The organism is Microcystis sp. M53602_WE12, assembly GCF_030065455.1.
Classification (GTDB): Bacteria; Cyanobacteriota; Cyanobacteriia; order Cyanobacteriales; family Microcystaceae; genus Microcystis; species Microcystis aeruginosa.
In genome coordinates this window covers 16,491-33,014 of the sequence record NZ_JASJFB010000668.1, presented here as the reverse complement: position 1 = coordinate 33,014, position 16,524 = coordinate 16,491, and the positions used below count along the sequence as shown (strand labels likewise).

Annotated in this window: 9 protein-coding genes and 1 pseudogene; 1 reads left to right on the top strand and 9 read right to left on the bottom strand. The window is 43.2% G+C overall.

Annotation, left to right across the window (positions count from 1 at the left end; all coding sequences use genetic code 11):
• Positions 1–141: 141 nt before the first annotated feature.
• A pseudogene (locus PX482_RS20875) lies at positions 142–477 on the top strand (hypothetical protein); the annotation flags it as partial.
• Between the two features lie 41 nt (positions 478–518).
• Here the strand turns inward: PX482_RS20875 and PX482_RS20870 are convergent.
• The 9 genes from PX482_RS20870 to PX482_RS20830 all read right to left on the bottom strand — a co-directional run bounded on the left by PX482_RS20870 (position 519) and on the right by PX482_RS20830 (position 16,507).
• Complete coding sequence (locus tag PX482_RS20870; RefSeq protein WP_002763888.1) at positions 519–1,298, bottom strand: pentapeptide repeat-containing protein; 780 nt, start codon at positions 1,296–1,298, stop codon at positions 519–521.
• Positions 1,299–1,734: 436 nt separating this feature from the next.
• Positions 1,735–4,833, bottom strand: a complete 3,099-nt coding sequence (locus tag PX482_RS20865; RefSeq protein ID WP_288122969.1) for an efflux RND transporter permease subunit — start codon at positions 4,831–4,833, stop codon at positions 1,735–1,737.
• Between the two features lie 42 nt (positions 4,834–4,875).
• Entirely contained in the window at positions 4,876–6,231 is a 1,356-nt protein-coding gene (locus PX482_RS20860) for an efflux RND transporter periplasmic adaptor subunit (protein WP_288027407.1), read from the bottom strand.
• Between the two features lie 60 nt (positions 6,232–6,291).
• Positions 6,292–7,593 carry an MFS transporter gene (locus tag PX482_RS20855; protein WP_288122968.1) on the bottom strand — a complete coding sequence of 434 codons (1,302 nt, stop codon included), beginning with the start codon at positions 7,591–7,593 and terminating at the stop codon, positions 6,292–6,294.
• A 48-nt stretch (positions 7,594–7,641) separates the two neighbouring features.
• Positions 7,642–9,273 carry an FAD-binding oxidoreductase gene (locus PX482_RS20850; protein ID WP_288122967.1) on the bottom strand — a complete coding sequence of 544 codons (1,632 nt, stop codon included), beginning with the start codon at positions 9,271–9,273 and terminating at the stop codon, positions 7,642–7,644.
• A gap of 80 nt (positions 9,274–9,353) precedes the next feature.
• Positions 9,354–9,959: an isoprenylcysteine carboxyl methyltransferase family protein gene (locus tag PX482_RS20845; RefSeq protein ID WP_002731647.1), complete on the bottom strand. Its 606-nt coding sequence runs from the start codon at positions 9,957–9,959 to the stop codon at positions 9,354–9,356.
• A gap of 12 nt (positions 9,960–9,971) precedes the next feature.
• The gene (locus PX482_RS20840) at positions 9,972–11,147 is read right to left on the bottom strand and encodes a type III polyketide synthase (protein ID WP_002731880.1); all 1,176 of its coding nucleotides are present in this window, start codon (positions 11,145–11,147) and stop codon (positions 9,972–9,974) included.
• A gap of 49 nt (positions 11,148–11,196) precedes the next feature.
• Positions 11,197–12,516: a flavin-containing monooxygenase gene (locus PX482_RS20835; RefSeq protein WP_002798961.1), complete on the bottom strand. Its 1,320-nt coding sequence runs from the start codon at positions 12,514–12,516 to the stop codon at positions 11,197–11,199.
• A gap of 28 nt (positions 12,517–12,544) precedes the next feature.
• Positions 12,545–16,507 (bottom strand): beta-ketoacyl synthase N-terminal-like domain-containing protein, encoded by a 3,963-nt coding sequence (locus PX482_RS20830; RefSeq protein ID WP_502888571.1) that lies wholly within the window; start codon positions 16,505–16,507, stop codon positions 12,545–12,547.
• Between the last annotated feature and the right edge of the window lie 17 nt (positions 16,508–16,524).

Below are 16,524 nucleotides of genomic sequence, written 5' to 3'. Positions count from 1 at the left end.
TCTACTCTAGATACAGTCAACGGTACAGCCATTTTCAAAGGGAAAATGTACCCAGTAGCGTCTTTTCAATTTTTTCTGAGAAGCTCCAGGCAGTAAGGGTTTTGTTAATTTTTTAGTATTTCTGTATGGGGGAAGTCCAGTAATAAAATTGATTTATTGATAACGGCCGAAAAATCAGGGGCGATCGCACCTTTGCTCTCGGTGAAGGTGTCCCGTCAAGATTGGTTTGGTCATCCCAATATTCAACGCTGGAGAAATGTTTTTCCCTTTGGCAAAGATCTCCTCGGTTTTAGCTCTCCCGCACCCGTAGTCACCCCGAAAAGTCCCCCCGCTGCCGTTAATCCCACGCCATCTCCAGCACCATCTCCCAGTGCTACCACTCCTCCTCCTCCTGCTTTACCCTTCGAGGACGAGCCGAATAATGCTCCCCCAATCCCCATTCCTAACCAAAGATTAACCACTCCAGCTAATCGTTAATTGATAGGAAAAGGAGGGACTTTCGGCAGACATATTGACTTTTAAGTGGCAAAACGGGGCTGAAACCAGTCTAGGGGAAAAATATCATCTTCTTGGGCGGTTTCTGTCCAACCGGTGACGCTCTCAAAACAAGTCCCCGTCAAGTTAGCACCCCTCAAGTCCGCTCCCTGTAGATTTACTTCTTGTAAACGCGCTCCCGCTAGATTAGCACCCGCTAAATTGGCCCCGCGTAAATCACTACCCGTCAGACGTGCCTCGCTAAAATTAGCCCTTTCTAAATTGGCCCCTTGAAAGTCCACCTCTTTCAGAAAAGAGCCGCTAAAATTGGCTTCCCTTGCGGAAATCTGACGACATTTAGCCCCACTTAACCGCGCCTCTTGCAAATTAGCCCAATTGAGATTAACTTTATCTAGGGTTGCCTCCAAGAGATTAACTAAGTATAAATTCGCCCCGCATAAATTCGCCCCGCATAAATTCGCCCCCCGGAGATTAGCATGGGAAAGATCCGCCCCACTTAATCGCGAGTTACGCAGGTTTGCCTGAACCATAAAGGCCCCGGTGAGATTGGCTTTGGTTAAGTCCGCTTCCACTAATTGCGCTTGACTTAATTTGGCATAGGTTAAATTCGCCCAATTCAAACTCGCTCCCCGCAGATTTGATTTAGTCAGAAAAGAGCGACTCAAATTAGTTCCGCGCAAATTGGCTGCAGCAAAATTGACGGCAATCAGAGTCACTTGTTGTAGATCTAGACTCATCAAGTCAATGGCTAAAAAATCCCGCTCTCCTTGTTCGTAGCGTCTTAGTAACTGATTAACTTTCATCTCCCTTCTTCTACTTTAAGACGGTGGTTAAGAAGTAATCAACAAAAGCACCTAAAAACTTTGTCCGATAACTCACTCTGCTTTTAGATGAGCAATTTACGAGGCCCTCCTTTGAGTTTATGTAAAGTTTTTTTTCGATTTTTTAAGGGAAGATAACCCGAACAGCAAGTTAATTTTAATCATAGTTAAATAGCTTGGCTAAAACAGTTGGACTGGTTTTCCCAATTCTACCCCAGTCCATCGGGTAATTAGTATCTAAAACTACTCTTGTTAAAAAACTTATCTATTGTTCAAACTCGATTATATTTAACCCAGCCAATTATCCCTATTTTCTCGGATCAGGGCGGTGGAGCCGAGAGGACTTTCAGGCTATTTTTACCCAAATCAATAGAGACGTTGTCTAGCAACGTCTCTACAAAAGTGGCATTTAATCAAGCTACTCAGAAACAGACAGAGGGGAAACCTTTTGGGCTTGAGCGAGATAGTACCATCCCGACGGGACAAATACCAGCGCGCTTAGGGTGGTTCCGACCACCCCGATGGAAATACAGATAGCGAGGGGTTCCCAAAAAGCGCCGCCGTAGAGGAATAATGGCACAAATCCCGTCACGGTGGTTAAGGTAGTGGTGAGAATGTGACGGGTGGAAGCAATGACCACTTCCCGGATTGCCTTGCGTTGGCGTTGAAGATGGGGCGGTAAAGCTTGTAAAGCCGCCACCACGACAATAGAGTCATTAACGGAAACCCCAACTAAGCCGATAGTGCCTAAAATGGACATGAATCCCAAGGGATATTCAAATAACCAGAGGGAAAATAAGGCTAGTCCAATTGAACTAATACCGACGACAGTAACTAGGGCAGCAAGACGGAAGGAGTTAAAAGAAAGAACAAGGGTTGATAGCATTAGAATCGCCAAGACTCCCACACTAGCAATTAGATTAGCCACAGCCGTATCTCTTTCTTCTTCCTCTCCGCCAAATTCGAGCCGATACCCTGGCGGAAGAGAAAATTTGCCCGATTCTAAGTTTTGGCGAAATTCGTCTAAAACCGTTGCAGCGATCGCATCAGCTTGAACATAGGCCTTCACCGTATTAATTCGCTTGCCATTTCGTCGAGGAATCGTGGCTAATTCGGGGAGAAAATCAAATTCTGCCACGGAGGAAAGGGAAATATTCGCCCGTTCAGCAGTGGCGGAATTACCGAGAATATTTAAAGAGGCAATTTGTGGCAGTTGCTCGCGATCGCGATTAGCGACTCGGACTCGTACGGGTAATTCTTCCGTTGCTTCTAAAATCGAGCCACCCACAGAACCTTCTAAAAGGTTATCCAATTGACTGGCGATCGCCGCATTATCCAAACCAATTAGTCGAGCTTTTTCTTCATTAATTTTTAAGGCTAATTTAGCTTGAATTTCACTTAAATCAGCAACAGAATAGGTTATTTCGGGTATTTTTGCCAGTTCTTCCCGTAGGGACTCGCCAATTTTCCTTAACATCTCCAATTCTGAGCCATAAACCCTAATTTCGATCGGGGCTCCCACCGGTGGACCCTGTTCTAGGGGGCTGACTAATACCCTTGCCATCGGTAGAGCTTGACTTAATTGTTTTTGTAAGGTTTCGATCAATTGGGGTTCATCAGAAACTTGCCGAAGTTGAATCAACGCTTGGGCAAAATTAGGAGAGTCTTTGACGCCATCGGAGAGATTATAGTAGAAGGGGGGAGCATTACGCCCTAAAAACCAGTGAACTTCCGCAATTTCTTGATGATCTAGCAGTATTTTTGCAGCTTGAGCCACTTTTACCTGAGTTACTTCTAGGGTTGTGGTGGGGGCCAGTTCGATTTCTAGGGTTAACTGATCTCGTTCTGCTGGGGGAAAGAATTCTTCTGGGAGAGTGCCAGCGACAACAAAGCCAGTAATTGGGATAATCAAGCCAATAACCAGACCTAATACCGGAAAATAGAGAATTAACTTCAAAATTTGGCGATACAAACCCGTTAGGAGCGGTAAATTAATTCCCGTATCCCACCAATGGGTTTTTGTCTGGTGCGATCGATGAGTCAGTTGATATAAACGTAAACTGAGAATAGGAATAATCGTTAGGGACAAAATTAGAGAACTAACCAAGGCTAAGATCACTGTTTGGGCGATAGTACGCACGAATTCGCCAGTGCCTCCTTGCAAAAGAGCGATCGGCATAAAAGACAAAATCGTGGTTAGGGTAGAAGCTAAGAGGGGAATCCCTAACTGTTTAACGGTTTCAGCAACAATATGTTCGTGAGCTATTCCCGTCCGTAGTCCTTTTTGCAGTTCATCGACAATCACAATAGCGTTATCGATCAAAAGTCCCAAAGCAATAACAATTCCTGTCACCGACATTTGATGTAGGGGGATTTGCCAGAGATTCATACCGGCAAAGACCATCAGGATCGATAAAGGCAAGGATAAACTCACCACCAAGGCGGACTGCCATCCCATCATCACAAAAGCTGTCCCCATGACACAGAGTAACCCTAGGATCATGTTGCTGAATAATCCATCGAGTCGGTTAGCCACATAACGATTTTGGGCAAAAATTATCTTGAGGCTCACACCTTGGGGGAGAGAAGGGCGAAACAGGTCTAACTTGGCCTGGGCTGCCGCTGTCCATTCGTCTATGCGTTGCCCCGATTCCATCATAGCGGCCACCACAATAGCCGGTTTACCGTTAATAATGGTTAGTTCTGGTGGTGGTTCTTGAATTCCCTTGGTAACTAGAGCGATATCTCCTAAACGGGTAAATTGTCCCTCATTACTGTAACGAATCGGAATTGCTCGAATCCGAGAGAGTGATTCTAAACTGGTATCGACTTCCAATAATAAATTATTGCGATTACTGCGAAGTTGTCCGGCGGCGACCTTGGCATCACTGGTTTGAATTTGTTGGGCAACTTCGACGGCGGTTAGGCCCAGGGAGGATAATTTCACCGGATCGATTTCGACTAAAATTTCCTCGGCCGGAACCCCGACTAACTCGACCCTTTCGGTTCCCCAAAGGGCTTCTAATTCATCGAACAGTTCTTGGCCAAGTCGGCGTAAAATAGCGTAATTAGGAGCGGTATCTAGATCCCAAAGGATGGCAGTCAATAAACTAAAGGCTTTACTATATCCTTCTTCGTATAAGGGTCTTTGGGCTTCTGGGGGTAGTTCCGGGATGACATCGGTAATCCGATCGCGAATGCGTGACCAGACGGGATCCACATCAGTCACTTCATCTTTAAGTTCAATATTGACCGTGGAACGCCCTAATTCTGAGGAGGACTCAATCAGGCTAATTTCTTTGATGCTAGAGAGAGATTGTTCAATTTTTTCGGTCACTAGGGATTCGACCCGATAAGGACTGGCACCGGGTAAATTGGTGGTAATGGTGGCACCTCGATTAATTGTTTCGGGATCTTCCATGCGCGGCAAAATTTGAAAGGAAGACAATCCCCAGACAATAATCAGAATTAAGGTCAGAATTAGTAATCTAGGTTTACGTTCAAATAAGTTATTCATTGGAGATTATTAGGGATAATAAAGCTGATTAATGACCACTGACTACCAAATTTCCACCATTTGCCCGGGTACGATGCGGTGAACCCCTTCGACGATCACTCGATCACCGGAGGTGAGAGTCCCGCGCACCAACAAGCGATCGCCTTGAATCGCTAGAACTTCTAAATCTTGGCGTTTGACGGTAAACTGTCGAGGATTATCGGGATTAGCTTCTCCTAGAACATAGGAAGACCATAATCCTCTCGTGCCTTGTACTAAAGCTTCTGTGGGCAACCAATAGCCCGATTGTGGAACTGATTGAGATAATTCTAGGCTGACCACTTGCCCCGGAATCAGGCCCTGAGTCTGATTTAAACTTAAAATAACCGTGGCGGTACGGGTAGTCGGATCGATTTGGGGCAAGGTTGAAGTGACTTGTCCTGTTAATATTTTGTTACCAATTTTTAAACGATGTTTACTGCCAATTGGTAAGTTTTCGGACTGGTCAATGGGAACCCCTATACGCGCTTCCAGTTTATTACTTTCCACTAAACGAACGATCGGATTACTTGCAGAAACAACAGTGCCAATATTGACGTGAAGGAGGGCAATAGTGCCATCGTAGGGGGCTTGAAGTTGGCTTTTCTCAATCTCTAATTTAATATTCTTCAGTTGGGCATCAAATTGGTCAATAACGGCTTTTTGCAGAGAAATCAATTCGGGACGAGTACCAGCTTTGAGTTCATCTAATTGACTTTGGGCTTCATCAATTCTCGCTTGTTGTGCATTAACATCTGTTTGCACTTCTTCGAGTTGTTCTCTAGTAATTGCCCCTTCTTGATACAATCCTAGCCGTCTTTGGTATTTAGATTGGGCTAAAGCTAATTGTTCCCTGAGATCGCGGACTTTTGCTTGGGCTGCGGCGATACTTTCTTTCCTGGAACCAGCTTGTAATTCTTGCAGTTTAGCCGTCGCTTGCGATCGCTGGGCGATGAGTTCTTGTTTTTGTGCTTCTAAATTGCGTGTATCTAGAGTAGCAATTAAAGTACCTCGGCGTACCTCTTGACCCTCTTGAACCAATAAACTAATTAATTGTCCCGAACGCTCAAATCCTAGTTCACTTGTCCGTTTAGCCACAATATTACCCGTATAACGGCGCGGTTCTTGGTGATGGGTGACAGGACTTAAAGTTAAGGTTCGCACAGGTAAGGCTGCCGTCTTGCTCTTATCGATTGCTAACGAAGCGGTTTCTTCTGAGGTGGTGGATTCAGAGGTGTCTTCTAAGAGGACATTACGCAGGGTAGGATAGGCAAAAACCGAGGTGGCCGCTAGGATCCCAGTAATAATTAATCGCCAGGGCAATCGCAGTTTTTTGATAGCAGTTTCTTGCTGTTTGGTGATGGGATTGGGGGAAGTCATAATCTAGTTCCAAATGAGTAGGGTTTTGTCAAGAGTAATAACAGATTAGCGAGGAAAGAACTATTTTTTGATCGCATAAGGCCGGAGGACAAAAGCCGCTGCTAGGGATAATATACCGGCGCACAAAAAGGCAATTTGTACCCCCCAGGGGTTATCAGGAGTTTTCCCGAAAGAAAGGATTAATCCTGTTAGAAAAGACCCCGCACCTTGGCTAAATTGAATTAGGAGACCCCTGGTACCAAAAAATATTGCTTCTCGGCCGATTCCTTGTTGCTCCGCATCTTGATCGATAATGTCCGATAACATGGCATTCGGCAGACTAAAAAAGCTGGCTAGGGCTAAATTAGCGATGATCGAAAGGATTAACCAGGGAATCAAAGAATCTTGCCACCAAAAGCGACCACAGGCCATGGCAATCATACCCAGGCCAACCCAGATTAAAGAACCTTGAAAAACCAGTTTTTTGCCATATTTTTGCGCTAAGGGTAGAACTAGGGTAAATCCAGCCAAGGCACTCCCCACGATAATAGTATTAATCACGGCGGCAAAACTTACCTCTCGTTTGAGGAGAGCAATTACTAAAAAAGTCGGAATCACCGAGATAATACTAATCACCATCCACGCCAAGATCATGGTGATCATATATATACAAAAAGTCCGATTGGTAAAAGCCGCCGTTAAGGTGGTTTTAAAGTTAGGATATTTCCCCTTAGAAGGACTATATTCTTCTTTTTCTAGCAAGGGCATAGCTAGAGTAATTAGCCCAATAAGACTAATAGCAATACCCATTCCCTGAAAGCCATAGCTATCAGTTAACCAAGGGGCAATAATCCCACCAATGGTGGCACCAACTAAACCAAAAATTCCGATTTGAGTTGATAATTTAACCCTTCCTTCTGGGCTTTTAGCGAGAGTGGGCAACCAGGCTAAATAGGGAACATGATAGGATGCCATACCCACATAAAACACCCAAAGCATGGTGACTAAATAAATGAAGTAAGTGGTTTGATTTAAGTTATTAGGGGGATTAAACAACAGGATAAAACCACCAATTAAAGGGACTAAACTGGCTAGTATAAATGGTCTTCTTTTGCCCCAAGGACTCCAAAAGCGATCGGAAAAATAACCGATCACTGGCTGCACAAAAGCCCCAGCAATACGGCTAATCATTATCGCTATCCCCACTAAAGCAGAGGGCAATAAAATGGACAAGTTATAGTCATTGGGAATGCCCGGGTCGTAGCGATAAATTAGCATGGTTAGAAGGGCATTATTAACGATAAAGTTACCAAACCAACCAGTGATATACGGAAGATAATCTATTCGGAGATGTTGCCATTTGCTAGAAGTGCTAGAAGTCATTATAATTGGGGGAGAGATGGGTAGTTAGCAGTAGATTGTTAGGCTTATTTAAAGAAATTCGTAGCGACCGGGTGAGAGAATGTGATTGGGATCCAAGCTGTCTTTAATTTTCTGGATTAAGCAACTATAATCGTCTTGGGCTACGGGTAAACTATTCATAGAGTGGGTACTAAGACGGTAGGGATAATAGCCTTGATTGATCAATTCTGCCAACATTTCATCGTGACAATTTAAGGCTTTTTGGTCTTCGCCTTCTAGCAATCGATCATAAAAAATGGCAGCATTGATGTTGATATTGCGCTCGGTAATACAGTTAATGCCGATATTGGGTTCATAACCATATTTTTGAGCGATGCTGCTGATAATATTGAGAGCATTTCTGAGATGATTTCCCAGAAAAGGAACAGCGGGAACACACCAAATCATGCCACAGGCATCCAGGTCTAAATTCAACCTATCGGTGGGGGGCGTTTTTTTGCGCCAATAAGCCATCTTCAGCACTTTTTCGGTAATCATTCCTCGTTGGGGATTTTTGTGATAAATTAAATCCACCTTGTCCTTAATTTCCACACCAGTAAATACTTTAAAAATGGGACTCATTTTGCTGGCCATTTTGAACTTATTTTCATCAAAAAACATAAGTTTATTGACAATTCCTTTCAAGGCTTTTTCAATTAGGTTTCTTTCGACTTTTCCCTGTTCTGGTGAAGCCGAATATAAAGCTCCTTCTCCTATCCAAACACCGCCGCCCCATTGATGACTTAATTGTTCTAATAAATCGGGGGGTAAAGGAGTTTTTTCTTGGCATTCCTGCCAGGGATATTGTTGTTGAATGGACAACATTCGGTAGTTATTATTAATGTGGAAGGTGGTTTTAATTACCCCTGCCATTTTCAGTTGACGTAGTTGATCGATCAATAACTCTAATTTATTTTCTTGATCGATGCTATAGAAAAAAGCCTGAAAATATTCAGGATAGGGCGTTAACCAAAAAGTCATTTTGGTGACGATTCCCAGGTTAGATTGGGTAAAAATTCCATCAAAATAGGGACCGACTCCCCAACGATTGACCGCCCCTATTTGGGAGTTTTCAAAGCGATTAAATCCCGTATGAACACATTCACCTGTGGGCAAAACTACTTCCATTCCACAGACATGATTAAAGCGATCTCCCAAAGGTCCTTTGGCTTCACCCCGTTCGAGAATATTGCCAATAATACTAGAATCAGGAGTCGAACCGGTGACACTCATTAATAATTTATTGCCATTTTTCTGCAAAAAATCGTAGAGTTGTCGCTGAGTAACACCCGCTTCAATAGTTACATAAGCTAGGGTTTCATTATAATCCAAAATCTGATTTAATCGACTCAAATCCATTAAAACCGAACCGGTGCGGCTAGGAACTCGCGAACCATAACCCCAATTTTTACCTGTACTAATAGGATAGACAGGGGTTTGATAGCGATTAGCAATTTTTAGAGATTCTTGGACTTCTTGACGATTACCTGGGCGAATAATTGCCGGGATTTTAGCATGGGTTTCGTAGGTAGCGGTCTCGGCTTCTAGGCGTTTTTTGTTATCGGTGCTGACATATTCGGAGCCTAATAAATTTTCCCATTCTTGTAGAGCGTTAGTTAAATTGTCGCTAATAATATTTTCGGAAACAATTAGAGAGTCCATAGTATTTTTTTTCTCCTTGAAATTCAGGTATGAGGGGTAATTAAAGGGCCGTAGGGAACCGGCCCTGCTATCCGTGGCAATTAACTTTTAAGCGGTTGCTGTTTGCGAGAGAAAATTGCGCTAAAACTAGGAATAAAACGGGGAGTATTGGCGAAAACTGCTTGATAATTGGTGTCTTGACTTAAAGCTTCTTCTTCAGCCGGAATGCGTTGGATTAATAACCAAGCATTCAGGAGACTAAAGACTATAGATGTCAGATAAGCGGTATGAAACAGGGGAACCACCGCTAATTCCGTGATCATGGCCCACCAGTTAGGATGACGGATATATTGATAAATGCCATTGTCGATCACGGGTGTCTGAGGAACCGTGACCACCTGATGAATCCAGCGATCGCCCAAGGCTTCAATGGAGGCATAGCGGAGCTTTTGAGCTAAAAAAGTAGTAATTAGGGAAAATAAAGCCAATGCTGGAATAAAAGGTCGATCGAGCAGATAAACTTCCCCGATCATGCAAAGCATCCAGCTAGATTGGAAAATCTTGACGAATCCCACATAATTAGAACTATGCAGTTTGCCACCTTCCGCTAAGACTTTGGCCATATTCTGTTTACTCAGACGAGTAACGCGCACTCGTTGGACAATAATGTAACTAATCAGGGCAATGAAAACTATTTGGCTTAACATCCTTAAATATCCTTAGAATTGAACTAAAATGGCTTCTTGAGCAAATCCAGGCCCCATGGAAATTATTAATCCGTAGGAACCCGTGGGAGGATGGGGACGGGAAAGGGTTTCATCGAGAATGCAGAGGATAGTAGCAGAGGCAATATTGCCAATTTCTGCCAAAATATCCCAACTAACCTGTAAAACATCTGGTTCTAACTGAAATTCTTCAACTATTGCATCGAGAATCTTTGGACCCCCCGGATGCACCATCCAACAGACAATTTCCTCGAGGGAAACTCCTGTTTTTTCCAGTAAAGATGTCACCGCTTTTCTCACCCCACCCTTGACGTAATCAGAGACTTCTGGGCGAAGAATTTGGCGAAAACCGTAGTCTGTTAAAGGTAATGCCATTAAATGCTCTGTGTGGGGCATTAACAGCGATTGAGTGCCGATAATCTTCAGTTTTGCTTTACCTTGCTTGACTAAGGGATGTTCATCTCCCGCTAAGAGAACCGTGCCGACTCCATCGCCAAATAAAGCCGCTACCACAAGGGTCATAATGATATTGCTATATTGAGACGGATCTTCGGGTAATTGTCCCAATAATTCCGTTAAATCGCTATGAATTGACCCTTGCCAAAGGCCAGAGGAGGGATCGGTGGTAAACAAAATCGCTGCTTCGGTGGGATGTCCTTGCAGATAATCGTTTACTCTGGCTAATCCTTGGGCGCCTCCCAAACAGCCGACACCGGATAACGCTTGCCGCTTGATATCGAGGGAAAAATCTAGACGATTGAGGAGTAAACTTTCTAGGGAAGGAACGGAAGGAAGAACAGTAACGGAAGTAACTAGGGAGATTTCTTTGGGAGAAAGAGCGGCTTTTTTGAGCAAATTAGTTACTGTCGATGTTACTAAATCCATAGTTAGATCGACCATTTGACGAAAGGGTTGGGCGATTCCAGGAGGATTATCGGCATCGAATTCATCTAGGGGAATAGTGAAGTATCGCCCTTGAATTTTGACATTACTGAAAAAACGATGAATTTGTTCTAAATCAAAAAAGGTTTGTTCCTGGAAGTCGAGTTGATTTTCTCGGCAATAATCTTGAAGAAGATTAGCACAATGATTTCTGATATTGACTTCTAGAACTTCTTGGGGATAGTAATGTTCTGGAAAACCGGTAGCTGTCTCAATAATGTAGGGCATTGGAGTTAAGAGAGAGGGATTTCAGAGGGGGGGAATTATCCTGGGAGATTTAAGCCAGTAATCGGCGAGCTAATCCTTGGGCTTGGCGTATATAACCCAATTTGTCAATCACTAAGGAGTGAGTACCGCTATGGTGTTTATTGTCGGCGCTTAAATTGGCACTAATTTGACGTTTTAGCTTTTCAAATTTATAGACAAACCGGGATTTTTTATCCTGAGCTTGTAGATAAGCGGCCACTAAATTACTTTGTTCTTCAAATACTCGCCAGTGGGTGCCAGTGGGATGAACCATTCCGATGACAAACAGGTTATTTTCCTCTGGGTGAAAAACATTCATATAGAGGTTGGGCTGGGTGGTTCCTTCTTGCCAATTTAAATCTGATTTGTCAATAAAAGAAAATTCAATTTTGTAACCAGTGGCGTAGATAATCAGATCAATTTCTTCTGTACTGCCATCGGCAAAAATAACATTCTTTCCGTCTAATTCTTGGATATTAGGCTTATGGGTGACATCTCCATGCACATAATAACGATAGATTTGTTGGTCACTGTTGGGAATAATTAGACCGTTACTTTTACAATCTGTAGGAATATTGAGTTTTTTGAGATTAACTCCTTGTAAGAATAGAGCTATTGGTGATAATAAAGCCATCATTTTCATGTGTTCTTGGGCTGGAATTAGATTCATGATTGGCGTGTTAATCATCACCCATTCTGGGGGCAAACCGAACAAAAATTTCGGCATACAGAGAAAGCCACGGCGGGTACTATGGAAAGTTTTACTACCATTAATAGCCGCTTCGACGACTAAATCCATGGCTGATTGTCCCGCTCCAACTACCAGGACTTTTTTAGCATTTAATTGAGCGGGATTATCATAATCTTTTGAATGGATAATTTCCCCGTCAAAATGCCCAGAAAATTGAGGAATATTCGGTTTACTATGATAACCACTAGCGATTAAAACCCCTCGGTATCGTCTGGTTTCTTGGTTGCTAAGGGTGACATCCCAAAAGTTACCCGCTTTTTTTACTTTCTCCACGCTGAGATTAAATTCCATGAAATCATAGAGATTGAAATGAGCGGCATAATTGCGAAGATATTCATAGACTAACCGATGATTGGGATAATCTGGGTAATCTTTTGGCATGGGAAAATCGGAAAAAGGTTGTGTGGTTTTATGGCCAATTAGATGCGTATTTTTATACATTGGACTATCGGGACGGTCATAAATCCAAATACCCCCAACATCCTGAGCAGATTCGATAACATTAAAGGGAATTTTGGCTTTGCTTAAGGCTCTAGCCGCCGCTAATCCTGCGGCACCAGCCCCAATAATACAGTATTGCTCTTTGTAATCTAAAGTCATGATTTTTCTCCCTTGAATAATTGGTTGATTAGGCAGTCATTTGTTCAGGAAACTCTCGTAAACTGTGGCAAATTATTTTCATAATTTTCTCCGTATGTTGATTGATAAAGAAATGTCCTCCGGGTAAGGTATGCAGGACAAAATCTTGATTGGTTTGCAGTTGCCATTGTTGTAATTGATCGGCAGAAACCTTGGCATCGTTGTGGCCTCCAAAAACGGTAATAGGACAATTTAAGGGTTGACCTTGTTGATAAGAATAGGTCTCTAGGAGTTTGAAATCTGCTCGTAAAATTGGTAAAAAAGCCGCCATTAAATCAGGATTTTTGAGGAGAGTTTCTGGGGTTCCTTGAAAATGACCTAAAGCTGTTAAAAATTGCTCATCTCCCAGACGATGAATGGGTAAATCGGGATTGACAATTTGAGGCGCTCGAAATCCAGACATAAATAAATGTTGGGGTAGATTTTGGCGAGTTTTAGCTAATTCTCTGGTTAATTCAAAACTGATTAAAGAACCCATGCTATGACCAAAAAAAGCATAAGGTTGGTCTAAATAGGGAGTCAGAATCGGAATGAGACGATTAATCAGGGATTTTAGCGATGTAATCGCAGTTTCCTGAAGACGCGTTTCGCGTCCGGGTAGTTGAATCGCCCAAAATTCCACTTCCTTGGGGCAGTAATTCAGCCAATTTTGGAATGCGGAGGCACCCCCACCGGCGTAGGGAAAACAAAATAGACGAATGCGGGCGTTAGGATTAGCTTGTTTGCGAATTAGCCAAAGTTTCGGATCATTAGAGATATTTTCGGCTTTAGTCGTCTTGATTGGTTTTTTCTGTTTTGAGGGGAGAGGAGTTTTGTTGCTAGTTGCAGGTTGGGAGTTTTGGATGATTAAGTTGAATATTTGCGGTAAAAACTGCTCAATACTCAATCCCGCTAGGTATTCTACGGGAACAATAATTTTTAAATCCTCCTCTAGTTGACGTCGTAATTGACTGGACATGAGAGAATCTAAGCCTAAACTAGAGAGCGGTTGCTTGCTATGTAGCTTAACCATGGATAAACCGGTAATCTGTTCTAAAACACCGATAATGTAGGTTTCTAGTTGTTTAAGCTGTTTCTCTGCGGGTGTGGCCAAAAGAGAGTCAAGGGTAATTAGATGACCAGAAGATGATGCAGTGGTGGTTTTGACAACTTCTGGCGGTTGAGGAGGTGTTTCTAGGAGATATTTCGACAATTTAGGCAATAATTGCGCTTCTTCTGGGGTCAAGTCGCCTGTTTTTAGCCAATAACTACTTCTTTCAAAGGTGTAGGTCGGTAAGATACAGGGTTTACTGTCTTGATTGGCCGTTATCTCTTGCCAATTCAGGGCGAATCCCCGCAGATAAAGCTGACTGACACTCTCGAGGATCTGTTGTCGGTCAGAGGTTTGACGACGCAAACTGGGCAACCAAAGACAAGAATAATTTTTATCCAGTAGGCTGCCCATGGCCGATAAAACGGGATGGGAGCCGCATTCGACAAATAGCTCATAACCGTTGTCCAGTAAGGTTTTTATCCCATCGGCAAAGCGAACAGAACACCGGAGATGACGACACCAATAATCGGGAGTAGTGACCTCAAAATTGACTAAGTTGCCATTAAGGTTAGAAATTAAGGCTCGTTGGGGGGGATGATAGGTGATAGTTTCAGCAATTTGCCAGAACTCGTCTAAAATTTCCTCCATCAGAGGGGAATGAAAAGCTTGAGAGACATTTAACCGGGTAATCTTCAGATTTTTGACCTGAAGCTGTTTTACCAGGGTTTCTATGGTCTCTGCAGCACCAGACAGGACAATATTATCCTGACCATTAATAGCGGCAATAGCTACCTGAGATTGATAGGGGGCAATTAAAGGACTAATTTCAGCTTCACTAGCCGAGATAACGACCATTGAACCACTTTTTCCCACAGAATCCATCAATTTAGCCCGATAGAAGACTAATTTTAAGGCATCTTCTAAACTAAAGACTCCAGCAACACAGGCGGCCACATATTCCCCTAAACTATGACCCATAACCCCATGGGGGGTAATTCCCCAGGATTCCCAGAGTTTAAAAAGGGCGTATTCGAGAGCAAATAGGGCAGGTTGGCTGTAAAAAGTTTGATTGAGATGATTTTCTTGGTCAATAATCTCCGTTAGGCAATAGTCCCCATATTGACGGAGAATCTCAGCACAGCGATCGAGTGTTTGACGAAATAGAGGATAGGATTGGTATAGTTCCCTTCCCATACCGGGGTATTGAGAACCCTGTCCTGGAAAGAGAAAGGCAATTTTTGCCCGATTTTTGCCATTAAATTCACTTTTTTGGCGAAAAGAACTGGGTTCACCTTGAACGAAAGCGGTTAATTTTTCTTGAAGTTGGCAGTGACTAGAGATAATACAGGTGAAACGATGGGTTAATTGGGAGCGACTGCGATTGCTAGTGGCACAAATGGAGCTTAAAGCAATATTTTTCGCATTTTCTAGGTAATGTGCGTATTTTTGAGCTAGTTTGATTAAAGCCGATTCGGTCTTGGCTGAGAGGGTGAACAGATAGGGCGATGAATCAGGTGCCGCAGTCGTTTGAGGTTCGTAAGGGTATTCTTCGAGAATAATATGGGCATTAGTGCCATTTAAGCCAAAAGAACTAACTCCAGCTAAACGAGAAGAATTTTCACTAACCCATTCACGGTTTTTAGTCGGAACTTTCAGCGGCTGATTTTCCCAGTCTAGATGGGGTGTCGGTTGCTGGAAGTGGAGATGGGGGGCAATTTGTCGATGTTGCAAGCATAAAATCACTTTCATCAGTCCGGCAATACCAGCGGCCGCTTCTAGATGGCCGATATTGGTTTTGACGGAACCAACCCAAACCGGGTGGGGATTTTTAGCAAAAACTGTCGATAATGCACCTAATTCAATGGGATCGCCCAAAGAAGTGCCAGTTCCATGGGCCTCAATATAGCTAATGTCCTCTGGCTTTACCTGAGCATTTTTTAAAGCTTGACGAATCAATTGTTCTTGACTAAGTTGATTGGGAACTGTTAAACCGCTACTCGTACCGCCATGGTTAACAGCCGAACCTTTAATTAGTCCTAAAATCAAGTTATTATCCCGAATAGCCGCAGATAAAGACTTTAAAACTATAATACCGCCGCCTTCTCCCCGCACATAGCCATTCGCTGTTCTATCAAAGGTTTTACAACGACCGTCAGGAGACAACATCTGGGCGCGGGATTCCATGATAGTAACGAAGGGAGTTAACATTAGGTTGACTCCCCCGGCTAGGGCAACTTCACACTCGTTATTGCGTAAACTTTGGCAGGCTAAATGAACAGCGACTAAAGAGGAGGCACAAGCAGTATCAACCGTTAAAGTTGGGCCATGAAATCCAAAAAGATAGGATAAACGTCCCGAAGCTACACTTTTAGCATTTCCCGTTCCCGTATAGGCATCAATCAGATCGGGATGATGGCTAAAATGGGAGTAATCTTGAGTCATCATGCCTATAAATACCCCCGTTTGACTTCCTCGCCGATTTAAGGGTGATATTCCCGCATTTTCCAGAGCTTCCCAGGCTAGTTCCAGCAGTAATCGCTGTTGCGGATCCATTTGTGCTACCTCCCGGGGAGAAAGACCAAAAAAATCAGCGTCAAATTGATCTATCGGTTGATTTAAGAAGCCACCGTGACGGGTATAGACTTTTCCCCTTGCATCGGGCTTAGGATCGTAATAATTGTCAATATTCCAGCGCTGCGGCGGAATTTCGCTGATGGCATCGGTTCCTGATTGCAATAATTCCCAAAAAGTTTCCGGTGAATTAGCTCCCTGGGGAAAGCGACAGGACATACCAATAATTGCAATTGGTTCATTCTTAGCTTTTTCTAGGGTATGTAGCTTAGTTTTTAAGACCTTAATTTGATTTAAGGCATCTTTTATTAAGCTCATTTGATCAGTTTTGGCAGGTATTTGTGTCATGGTAAACAGGTTATTTA

Coding starts and splice junctions, on each gene's coding strand:
- PX482_RS20870 (WP_002763888.1), bottom strand. CDS start 1,298: ATGAAAGTTAATCAGTTACTAAGACGCTACGAACAAGGAGAGCGGGAT.
- PX482_RS20865 (WP_288122969.1), bottom strand. CDS start 4,833: ATGAATAACTTATTTGAACGTAAACCTAGATTACTAATTCTGACCTTA.
- PX482_RS20835 (WP_002798961.1), bottom strand. CDS start 12,516: ATGACTTTAGATTACAAAGAGCAATACTGTATTATTGGGGCTGGTGCC.
- PX482_RS20830 (WP_502888571.1), bottom strand. CDS start 16,507: ATGACACAAATACCTGCCAAAACTGATCAAATGAGCTTAATAAAAGAT.
- PX482_RS20850 (WP_288122967.1), bottom strand. CDS start 9,273: ATGGACTCTCTAATTGTTTCCGAAAATATTATTAGCGACAATTTAACT.
- PX482_RS20845 (WP_002731647.1), bottom strand. CDS start 9,959: ATGTTAAGCCAAATAGTTTTCATTGCCCTGATTAGTTACATTATTGTC.
- PX482_RS20855 (WP_288122968.1), bottom strand. CDS start 7,593: ATGACTTCTAGCACTTCTAGCAAATGGCAACATCTCCGAATAGATTAT.
- PX482_RS20840 (WP_002731880.1), bottom strand. CDS start 11,147: ATGCCCTACATTATTGAGACAGCTACCGGTTTTCCAGAACATTACTAT.
- PX482_RS20860 (WP_288027407.1), bottom strand. CDS start 6,231: ATGACTTCCCCCAATCCCATCACCAAACAGCAAGAAACTGCTATCAAA.